Origin of the sequence: Rhodococcus marinonascens NBRC 14363, assembly GCF_001894885.1 — a bacterium.
Lineage (GTDB): Bacteria > Actinomycetota > Actinomycetes > Mycobacteriales > Mycobacteriaceae > Rhodococcus_F > Rhodococcus_F marinonascens.
In genome coordinates this window covers 25,378-35,602 of the sequence record NZ_BCXB01000038.1, presented here as the reverse complement: position 1 = coordinate 35,602, position 10,225 = coordinate 25,378, and the positions used below count along the sequence as shown (strand labels likewise).

The following is a 10,225-nucleotide window of genomic DNA, read 5'->3' as shown; positions in this document are numbered from 1 at the left end:
ACGATGACGAACAGGAATCTCGACCCCGCGCGTCGCGTCGAGGAGGGTCAGGTGCTGCCCGGATTGAATGGCCGCACGTACTCCGTCGAGGATCAGCACATCGCCTTGCGTAATTGTGTCGTAGTCATCCGGATCCTCGAATTCGAGCGCGAGAACACCGAAGTTGGCGAGGTTCTGCCAGTGGATACGGGCAAACGATTTGGCGATCACCGCATGGAGCCCTAGATAGCGCGGAGTGATGGCGGCGTGCTCTCGCGAAGAACCCTGACCGTAGTTGTCGCCGCCGACGACGAAATGCCCGGTGCTCATCGCCGACTTCTCCGCGCGCCGAGGATAGGTCTCGTCGATCTGCGTGAACGTGAACCGGGCCAGCTTGGGGATATTGGAACGCAGCGGCAGAGCCCGCGCGCCTGCCGGCGAAATCTCGTCGGTCGATACGTTGTCGCCGACCACGAGTAGTGCCGGCGCTTCGATCCGGTCGCGAAGGGGCGGAAGCTCTGGCAGGGACGAGATGTTGGGCCCTTTCACAAGGTCGACACCCCGCGCCTCTTCTTCCGGTAGCGGAGCCACGAGCATGGCGGTGTTGACGGCAGCCTTGGCCGGAAAATCGATCGTCGGGTAAGACATCCCGACTTCCTCCGCCCAGGCCCGCGGGTCGGTGATGACCCCGGTGAGCGCCGACGCCGCCGCCGTCTCCGGCGAGCACAGCCAGACCGAGTCCTCTCGTGTTCCCGAGCGGCCCGGAAAATTGCGCGGCATCGTCCTGAGTGAATTCTTGCCCGTTGCGGGCGCCTGACCCATACCGATACAGCCCATGCACCCGGACTGGTGGATACGCGCTCCGGCCATGACGAGTTCGAGAGTGGCACCCATCCCAGTGAGATCGGAGAGGATCTCACGGGAACTCGGGTTGACGTCGAAGCTCACGTTTGGAACTGTCTGCCTTCCCGACACCATGGCTGCAGCGATGGCGAAATCGCGCAGCCCGGGGTTGGCGGACGATCCGATCACTACCTGGCTGATGGCTTCACCGGCAACCTCGTGGACCGGCACGACGTTCCCCGGTGACGACGGTTTCGCGATCAAGGGTTCGATGGTCGACAGGTCGAGGTGTTCGCGGATGTCGTACTCGGCGCCGTCATCGGCGAGTAACTCCACGAAATCCCCTTCCCTTCCCTCGCACCGCAAGAAGTCTCGAACGGCATCATCTGCGGGAAATATCGATGTTGTCGCACCTAACTCGGCGCCCATATTCGCGATGACATGTCGATCCATTGCGGTCAAAGTCTCGAGTCCTGAGCCGTGGTACTCGATGATCCTGCCAAGCCCGCCGTTGACCCCGTGGCGGCGGAGCATCTCGAGAATGACGTCTTTCGCCGAACACCACGGGGGCAACCGGCCGGTCAACTCCACACCCCAGATCTGGGGCATCCGCAGATGCAGTGGCTGCCCCGCGATCGCCATGGCGACCTCGAGCCCGCCGACCCCGATCGCCAGCATGCCCAGGGAACCCGCCGCCGGGGTGTGCGAGTCGGAACCGGCCAACGTCTTGCCAGGAACACCGAATCGCTGCATGTGAGTCGGATGAGAGACCCCGTTACCAGGCTTGGAGAACCACAACCCGTACCGCAGCGCGGCCGTGCGCAGGAACTCATGGTCCTCGGCGTTCTTCTCGTCGGTCTGCAACAGATTGTGGTCGACGTACTGCACGCTCAGTTCCGTCTTGACGCGATCGAGGTGGAGCGCCTCGAGTTCCTGCATCACAAGTGTTCCAGTGGCATCCTGGGTGAGGGTCTGATCGATCCGAATCGAGATCTCCTCGCCGGGTTCCATCAAACCGCCGAGGAGGTGGGCACCGATGACTTTGCGGGCGACATTGTCGGGCATCGTTGATCCCTTCGTCTACTCCAGGATGCCCCGCCAACCCCGCCGAGAGCCAGAGACACCAGACATCCAGGCATCCAGGCATCCAGGCATCCAGGCATCCAGGCATCCAGGCATCCAGGAACTCGACATCGCAATCTTCGCCTGTCTACGTCACGCCTTAGATTGGGCTAGATTTTGCTAGTGGTTCGGGTAGTGAAAGTGGTGATAGATCAGTTCTCATACGTTGCCTGCCCGGCGTGAGGGCCGCAACGCAGATCCACTGTGGGGTCAGCCGAAGTCGGGGCAATCGGGTCACTGGACGATGACACCCTGGCCGAGTACGCTCCCCAATGCAGGCACACCCACAACTCCGTCACCTGTGAAATCAACCGAATTCGCATCAATAATTCCTGGCTCTCATTCCAGGTGAATCCCAGCAACAGGGACCAGCCGGGGTCAGGGCACTACAACATGGGACCCGAACGGCCTGACTCACGCAAAGGCGAACACGTCACGTTGAAATCCGACACAGGACACGGATAATTCGCAGCTGGATCATCTGTTCCACTTCTGACGACTTCACGTTGCAGAGTACGCACGCGCATCAGGCAGGGGGTCGAAGGAGAGTAGCTGACATGCCTCAAGTCACGCTGGAGCAGGCAACGATCAAGTATCAGGTAGTGGGGCCCGAGGACTCAGCGTATCCGCCAGTACTTTTCATCCACGGTCTTTGTCGATCATCGGCTATGGGCAGAGGTCGCCGAGTCGTTAGCTCGCAGTGGATTTCGGTGCATCATGCCCACATTGCCGTTGGGTTCTCATACCATTCCGGTGGATGACACCGTCACACTGTCGTTTGCGGGCCTCGCGACGCTCATCCGCGATCTGATGGATGCCCTCGATCTCAAGGATGCGACACTTGTTGGTAGCGACACCGGCGGCGGACTGTGCCAAGTGGTGGTTGACTATTACCCAGACCACGTCGGACGCTTGGTTCTGGCCAACTGCGACGCCTTCGAAAAGTTTCCGCCTTTTCCGTTTACCATGACTTTGCAGCTGATGCGCGGTCCGATATCCATCAAAACAATGTTTACCGCGATGCGGCTGCTACGTCCACTGCGCCACTCGCCGTTTGGATACGACCTGCTCACGAATGAGCACGCGGATCTCACCGCAGCCTGGTTCGAGCCTTGCCGGAACGACTCTCGCATCTGCCGAGATCTGGCGATACTGGCGCGTCAGATCACCGCCAGCGATCTCGTGGGTGTGTCGACTCGGCTGAACCGATTCACCAAGCCTGTCGTCCTCGCCTGGGGACAGCGTGACCGTCTTTTTACGCCAAGGCTCGGCAGGCGCCTTGCGGACGTTTTCCCCAACTCGACACTGATCGAGGTCCCCAACTCGAGAACGTTTGTTCCCCTGGATGATCCAGGGTCAGTGATCGATGCCATCACAAGAGTGAACGCGTCGCCACATCTAGACGTTGCGGCGGGAGCGGACGCGAAAGCGTAAACGGACGACCGTCCATCCGCAACGGCGGACGTACGAGAAGGCGATCAGGCCACTGCAACAGGACTTTCCGAAGCCGACAGGCTTGTCCCGATACGGTGCGCGCCAACTGCACGCAGTAGCCGACGCCTCGAGCATTATGCCGCCACCCTCACGGTTGAGGGTGGCGGCACAACGCGCCTGTGTAAGACGTCACGAGCCACATCCGTCATCGGCCGATTCCGATCCGGCGCCGGAGGTTCCGCAGGTCGGGTGTGCCATAAGAGGACGTGATCGTCGGAAGGTCAAGTGCCTGACTGAAACACCTGGCGGATGAACCTGGGTCAGGATCCGAAGATGTTGCCGACCGATCCTGTGCCGCCGTCGTCGTTACCACCGTCGCCGGGGCCACCGTCGCCGTCGTCGGGGCCGCCGTCCGCATCGGTGACTGTGACCGTGACCGGCTCGGCCGTCGAACCAGAAACACCCGGTGCACCGCTGTAGACGGCGGTGATGTCATGGGTGCCTTCGGAATCGAAGGTGTGGGTGACGCTCGCCTTGCCGTCGGCATCCACCGGTACCGGGGCACCCAGATCGGTGTCACCATCGATGAACTGCACGGTGCCGCCCTCAGGAGCCGGCGACACCTGCGCCTCGAAACTCACCTCCGCACCGGTCTGCGCGGTTGCCGGGCCGGTGAGCACCGTGGTGGTCTCCGTATCCGGGACCGACGAGACCTGCACCGTCTGCACACCCGACTGCGAACCCGCCGACGACGAGTTTCCCAGGTACTTCGCCATCAGTAGATGCTCACCCGCCGTGTCCGGTGTCCACTCGAATTCCGCCACACCCTTTTTGTCAAGCGCAGCCGTCCCGATCTTGGTGGCACCGTCCCAGAACTCGACGGTGTCGCCCTTGGTGCCACCGGTCACGGTCGAAGTCAGCGGCGCCGACCGCCCGACCTGCACATCGGACGGTACGGCACCGAGATCGGTGGTGGAGGTGTCCAACCCGACCGTGATGGACGGGCCCTTCTTGTTGAACGTACTGTTGCCGGCGAGCGAACTGTCGTAGCGCATTCCCGTATCCAGCGGGACGTTGCGTTTACAATCCGCCCCGACCTCGTACGTGAACTCGAACGTGTGCGACTTCGGGCTGAGGTAAGGGCGTACCGGCCACTTGGTTAAGTTGCCCTTGACCCTCGTCGAATCACTACCCTTGTGGTCGATCTTGTAAGACTTCCCATCCACCTTCGCCGACACAGCCGTCAGACATTCCGGGTGCACATCCGTGACGGCGTGGATGTACTCCACAGCAATCTTCCGTTCGAACTTCGTCGTCACGGTGATGGTGTCTCCCGCATTGGGGTTCACGTTGCTGATCGTCCGGGTGAACTTGCTGTTCCCGGCGGACCACGACTCCGGGTTGGGGTTGGCTGCCGCGTCAGCAACGCCGGCACCCAGGGCGACCGCGAACCCCGCGGCCACCACCACAGCACTGAACGCACCGATCGTGCGACGAATATTCCTGTCGGACATGAATTTCCTTTCTTTGATGAAGCGTTCGTAGTGAGTGGGTCAGGATCCGAAGATGTTGTCCGCCGATCCTGTGCCACGGTCGCCGGGGTCACCGTCGCCGGGGCCACCATCGCCACGGCCACCTTCCGCCTCGGTGACAGTGACCGTGACGGAATCGGAGGTCGAAACGGAACAACCCGGTGCTCCGCTGTACGGCGGTGATGTCATGCGTACCTTCGGAATCGAAGGTACGGGTGATGCTAGCCTTGCCGTTTTCGCCCACCGGCACCGGGATACCCCAGTCGGTGTCGCCGTCCCTGAACCGCACGATGCCCCCTCAGGGATCGGGGACACCTTGCGCCTCGAAACTCACCTCCGCACCGGTCTGTGCGCTCGACGGGCCGGTGAGCACCGTAGCTGTCTCGGCGTCCGGAACCGGCGAGACCTGCACCGTCTGCACACCGACTGCGAACCCGCCGCCCCGCGAGGTGGCCAGGTACTTCGCCGACAGCTGTCGACATGTATTTCCTCTCGACGATGAAGCGTGCTTGGTAGCCTTGGGACTGCCCCGAGTGCAGTTGACTCCGGGCGTAGATGTTCAATCCACGAGTAGGGCCTGGCTGAGGGCCCCATACTCGAGAACGTATGTTTCCCTGGATGATCCAGAATCAATGATCAATGCCATCGCAAGAGTGAACGCGCCGAGCGCCACACCTCTCTACAGTGCCGATGCCAGCTGGTTCTGCAGCCTGTGTAGGGCGTCACGAACAACATCAAACACCGACTGCCTGTCCGTGACCGAGACGACGTCCTCGTCACACCACCGACCTTTCGTTCGAACTTCGTCGACACGGTGATGATGTCTCCCGCATGGGGGTTCACGTTGCTGATCGTGCGGGTGAACTGGCTGAAGTCGTCGGACCACGACACCGATTGGGGAGCCGCGTCCGCGGCACCGGCACCGGTGGTGACCGCGAAGCCCGCGGCCACTACCATGGCACTGGTGGTACCGACTGCGCGACGAATATTGTTGCCAGTCAGGACTTTCCCTGTCGATGATGCGGCGTGCGCCGTGGCCAGGTCAGGATCCGAAAATGTTTCCATCCAATCCTGTGCCACCGTCACCGGTGCCACCATCGCCGCCGTCGGGGCCACCGTCCTCGTCGGTGACCGTGACCGTGACCGGCTCGGCCGTCGAACCTGAAACACCCGGTGCCCCGCTGTAGACGGCGGTGATCTCATGGGTGCCTTCGGAATCGAAGGTGTGGGTGATGCTCGCCTTGCCGTCCGCATCCACCGGTACCGGGGCACCCAGGTCGGTGTCGCCGTCCCGGAACTGCACGGTGCCACCCTCAGGGATCGGGGACACCTGCGCCTCGAAACTCACCTCCGCACCGGTCTGCGCGGTTGCCGGGCCGGTGAGCACCGTGGTGGTCTCCACATCCGGGACCGGCGAAACCTGCACCGCCCGCATTCCCGACTGCGAACCCGCCACCCGCGAAGTGGCCAGGTACTTCGCCGACAAACTGTGCTCACCCTCCGCGTCCGGAATCCAACCGAAGGCTGCCACACCCTTCTTGTCGAGCGCAGCCGTCCCAATCTTGGTCGTACCGTCCCAGAACTCGATGGTGTCGCCCTTGGCGCCACCGGTCACGGTCGCCGTCAGCGGCACCGACTCACCGATCTGCACATCGGACGGTACTGCACCGAGATCGGTTGTGGAGGTGTCCAACCGGACCGTGATGGACGGGCCCCTTTTGTTGTACGTACCGCTGCCGAGCGAACCCGAGTAGCGCATTCCCGTATCCAGCGAGGCGTTGCGGTCACAATCCGCACCGACCTTTTATTTGAACTCGAACGTCGCCGACGTGTTCCCACCGACGCGAAGCGGGTGCACTTCCCACAGACCCTTGATATGCGCGACACCGGCGCCTTGGCTCTCGAGCTTGATGGACTTTCCGTTCGCCGTCGCCGACTTGAAGGTCAGGTATTCCGGGTGCACATCCCGAACGTTTCTGACGTACTCGAGCACACCACCGACCTTCCGTTCCAACTTCGTCGACACGGTGATGGTTTCTCCCGCATGGGGGTTCACGTTGCTGATCGTGCGGGTGAACTGGCTGAAGTGGTCGGACCATTTCACCGTTTCTGCAGCCGCGTCAGCGACGCCTGCACCCACAGTGACCGCGAACCCCGCGGCCACCACCACAGCACTGGCCGCGCTCACCGCGCGACGAATATTCCTGCTAGACATGAACTTCCTCTCTCGACGACCAGGCGTGCGTAATGGGTAGTTCAGGATCCGAAGATGTTGCCCGCCGATCCTGTGCCACCGTCACCGGTGCCACCGTCGCCGTCGTCGGGGCCACCGTCCTCGTCGGTGACCGTGACCGTGACCGGCTCGGCCGTCGAACCTGAAACACCCGGTTCCCCGCTGTAGACGGCGGTGATGTCATGGGTGCCTTCGGAATCGAAGGTGTGGGTGATACTTGCCTTGCCGTCGGCATCCACCGGTACCGGGTCACCCAGATCGGTGTCACCATCGATGAACTGCACGGTGCCACCCTCGGGGGTCGGGGATACCTGCGAGCCGAAGATCACCTCGGTGCCGGTCTGCGCAGTCGACGGACCAAGGAGCACCGTGCGGGTTTCCGCGTCCGGGATCGGCGAGACCTGCACCGTCTGCACACCCGACTGCGAACCCGCCACCCGCGAGGTGGCCAGGTACTTCGCCGACAGTGTGTGCTCACCCTCCGTATCCGGAATCCAGGCCAAGGCGGCCACACCCTTTTTGTCGAGCGCAGTCGTCCCGATCTTGGTGGCACCGTCGTAGAACTCGACGGTGTCGCCTTTGGCGCCACCGGTCACGGTCGCCGTCAGCGGAGCCGACCGCCCGACCTGCAGATCGGACGGTGCGGCAGCAAGATCGGTGGTGGAGCTGTCCAATCCGACCTTGATGGCCGGGCCCTTGGTGTTGAACGTACCCTCCCCGAGGGTTCCGTCGTAGTGCATTCCCGTCTTCAGCTCTGTGTTGCGGCCACAATCCGCACCGACCTCGTACGTGAACTCGAACGTGTGCGACTTCGGGCTGAAGTAGGGGCGCACAAACCAACTCCCCTTGATCTGCGCTACATCGGCGTCTTCGCTCTCGAGATCATCGTCGTCTTGGCTCTCGAGATCAACGGACTTCCCGTCCACCTTTGCCGATTCGAAGGTCAGACATGCCGGGTACACGTCATCGAACTCCCATACCTTCTCGAACACACCACCGGCTTTCCGTTCGAACTTTGTCGTCACGGTGATGGTGTCTCCCGCGTGGGGGTTCACGTTGCTGATCGTGCGGGTGTACTTGCTCAAACCGGAGGACCACGACTTCGGGTTGGGGTTGGCTGCCGCGTCAGCAACGCCGGCACCCACGGTGACCGCGAACCCTGCGGCCACTACTACGGCACTGAACGCACCGGCCGCGCGACGAATGTGCCAGCTAGACATGAACTTCCTCTCGATTATGCAGCGTGATTCGTGGGCTTCGGACTGGTCCTGACGAGCGGCTTCGGTATCGGACCGGATTCTGTACACCGGTGTGGGGCGGGTGGGGTCAGGATCCGAAGGTGCGGCCGACCGGCCCGGTGCCGGTATGCTCGTCCGTGCCGCCGCCATCGTCGGTACCACCACCCGCATCGATGATGGTGACGAGCTGCTCGATCTCCGGCGACACGATGACCCTCTCGTTGACGCGAGAACTCACATTGCCGATCGTTCGGGTCAACCCAGTCGTACCGCCGCTCCAGGACACCGACGCGGGAGCCGCACCCGCCACACGCGCGGCGACCATCACTGCTAATCGCATAGCGACCACCATGGCACACGCAAAGCTGGCTATGAGACGAAGTGTTGTGTTGGACACAAAAATTCCTCTCGGTAGGTAACCGAGAGGGCCGTACGGAAGTCTCCAATAGGTGAAAAACGTATCACATCGAGATGAATTCCTATGTGATGACAGGGAACCCACAATCAGTCGTCGTCACGCCCTCCGATGGCCTGACCACCGAGTTCCTCCACCTTCCTGTGAATCGTTCCTCCTTCGAAGGTCCTGGATATTACTTACACTTTGTACAACGATTACTTTGAACAAGTTTGTGGCAAAACACGTCTCGAGACTTCGTCATAGAGAATCGACAGCGCCAGCGGTCCGACTCAACATGGGGCAGTGGTTGTTCGTTGGGATGGTGCTGCGCATCCCGGTAGCTGAGCTAGTGCCTCGAGCTCTTGGGCGGCTCGAGGAGATTCGTTCGATGCACCAGGGTCCGGAAACTGTTGAGGGGCATCGATATCGCTGGCGGTGGCTGGCGTCGTTGCGAAGCACACCCTAAAGGCGACCGTTGGTGCCTACGCCAGCGGTACCGCGCCGAGTACGTGATGGGCGCCGAACGGACCGGCCCGGACCCGCGCCGGTCCGGCGATCAATCCAACTTGTGGATCCGGACTGGTACGTTGCGGCCCAACGGAATCTAGCTCTATAGTGACTCGCCAGTAGAAACACCAACAACATGATGCCTCGGCATCCTCGGTCATTGCACTGTGCCCGGTGGGGGATTGATTCCTCAACTACTTCCAATCGCCGTCCGTGATCTACCGCTCACAGGGAGATCGCGGGCGCATGCCTACACATACTTGGTTATCAAGAGGAGCGGAACAGCCATGAGACCGATTCGCCGGTGGTCCACCATTGCAGTGTCTACTACGCTCGCCGCAGGAACACTCGTACTCCCGGCTGGTGTCGCATCAGCGGACAAGGTAGCCGGCGACATCGTCACGAAGCACATCGATTTCAAGGTGAGCTGTTGGTCATCTCGTGGGCGCTTCGAGCCCTTCTTGACCAGCAACAGAGATTCCACAAGCAACTGGGGCGTGGAGGTTCAAGCACCGAGACAGGTCATCTCCGGGCAGGAATTCCAATACAAGATAACCCTGGATCCGATTCAGATGAGGCGGAAAGATCCGAAGGGCAACGACACGGGGAACGATAAGCACCCGGGTAGTAATTCGCAGATTCCGGATTGGATCCGCGAAAAAATTGACATCACAATCCCTTCGGGCGCGGAGCTGGTGGATTACAGCACGAGTTCGAAAGGTGTTGACATCACGCGCATAGATTACGCCGGAAATCCGAGCGACAGTGGCCAGCTGCTGCGGGTATGGAAAGATCAAGTCACCGAGGGCACGGCCAAGTTTCCTACTGGAAATGGCCCTAATTCTCTAACTCTCCCACCTGATCACCACCCCAGGGTGCCGCTTGAGACCGATCCTCGGGTTGGGATGATGAGTCCTGCGACCACGAAATCGAAGACTCA

General features: G+C 61.4%; 9 protein-coding genes. 1 reads left to right on the top strand and 8 read right to left on the bottom strand.

Features of this window, described 5'->3' with window-relative positions; all coding sequences use genetic code 11:
• On the bottom strand, nucleotides 1-1,887 hold a 1,887-nt coding region (locus RM2_RS20015), incomplete at its 3' end, for an aconitate hydratase (protein WP_072691276.1).
• Nucleotides 1,888-2,661: 774 nt separating this feature from the next.
• On the opposite strand from RM2_RS20015, the gene RM2_RS20010 reads away from it, so the two are divergent.
• Nucleotides 2,662-3,378 (top strand): alpha/beta fold hydrolase, encoded by a 717-nt coding sequence (locus RM2_RS20010; protein WP_307718095.1) that lies wholly within the window; start codon nucleotides 2,662-2,664, stop codon nucleotides 3,376-3,378.
• Between the two features lie 320 nt (nucleotides 3,379-3,698).
• Here the strand turns inward: RM2_RS20010 and RM2_RS20005 are convergent, their stop codons facing one another.
• The 7 genes from RM2_RS20005 to RM2_RS19980 form a co-directional block, all read right to left on the bottom strand.
• A complete protein-coding gene (locus tag RM2_RS20005; RefSeq protein ID WP_072691275.1) occupies nucleotides 3,699-4,892 on the bottom strand; it encodes an Ig-like domain-containing protein in 1,194 nt (397 codons plus the stop codon).
• A gap of 39 nt (nucleotides 4,893-4,931) precedes the next feature.
• A complete protein-coding gene (locus RM2_RS24660) occupies nucleotides 4,932-5,099 on the bottom strand; it encodes a hypothetical protein (protein WP_169846779.1) in 168 nt (55 codons plus the stop codon).
• A 109-nt stretch (nucleotides 5,100-5,208) separates the two neighbouring features.
• Nucleotides 5,209-5,331: a hypothetical protein gene (locus RM2_RS25685; RefSeq protein WP_281250431.1), complete on the bottom strand. Its 123-nt coding sequence runs from the start codon at nucleotides 5,329-5,331 to the stop codon at nucleotides 5,209-5,211.
• A gap of 621 nt (nucleotides 5,332-5,952) precedes the next feature.
• Nucleotides 5,953-6,669: an Ig-like domain-containing protein gene (locus RM2_RS19995; protein WP_072691273.1), complete on the bottom strand. Its 717-nt coding sequence runs from the start codon at nucleotides 6,667-6,669 to the stop codon at nucleotides 5,953-5,955.
• Between the two features lie 45 nt (nucleotides 6,670-6,714).
• On the bottom strand, nucleotides 6,715-7,125 hold the full coding sequence (locus tag RM2_RS19990; RefSeq protein WP_139277852.1) for a hypothetical protein: 411 nt from the start codon (nucleotides 7,123-7,125) through the stop codon (nucleotides 6,715-6,717).
• Between the two features lie 41 nt (nucleotides 7,126-7,166).
• The gene (locus tag RM2_RS19985) at nucleotides 7,167-8,363 is read right to left on the bottom strand and encodes an Ig-like domain-containing protein (RefSeq protein WP_169846778.1); all 1,197 of its coding nucleotides are present in this window, start codon (nucleotides 8,361-8,363) and stop codon (nucleotides 7,167-7,169) included.
• 106 nt (nucleotides 8,364-8,469) lie between these two features.
• Nucleotides 8,470-8,721 (bottom strand): hypothetical protein, encoded by a 252-nt coding sequence (locus RM2_RS19980; protein WP_139277851.1) that lies wholly within the window; start codon nucleotides 8,719-8,721, stop codon nucleotides 8,470-8,472.
• Nucleotides 8,722-10,225 lie beyond the last annotated feature (1,504 nt).

Bases quoted from the DNA above. Each gene is read 5' to 3' on its own strand.
- RM2_RS20010 (WP_307718095.1), top strand. From the start codon at position 2,662: ATGCCCACATTGCCGTTGGGTTCTCATACCATTCCGGTGGATGACACC.
- RM2_RS20005 (WP_072691275.1), bottom strand. From the start codon at position 4,892: ATGTCCGACAGGAATATTCGTCGCACGATCGGTGCGTTCAGTGCTGTG.
- RM2_RS24660 (WP_169846779.1), bottom strand. From the start codon at position 5,099: ATGACATCACCGCCGTACAGCGGAGCACCGGGTTGTTCCGTTTCGACC.
- RM2_RS19995 (WP_072691273.1), bottom strand. From the start codon at position 6,669: ATGCGCTACTCGGGTTCGCTCGGCAGCGGTACGTACAACAAAAGGGGC.
- RM2_RS19990 (WP_139277852.1), bottom strand. From the start codon at position 7,125: ATGTCTAGCAGGAATATTCGTCGCGCGGTGAGCGCGGCCAGTGCTGTG.
- RM2_RS19985 (WP_169846778.1), bottom strand. From the start codon at position 8,363: ATGTCTAGCTGGCACATTCGTCGCGCGGCCGGTGCGTTCAGTGCCGTA.
- RM2_RS19980 (WP_139277851.1), bottom strand. From the start codon at position 8,721: ATGCGATTAGCAGTGATGGTCGCCGCGCGTGTGGCGGGTGCGGCTCCC.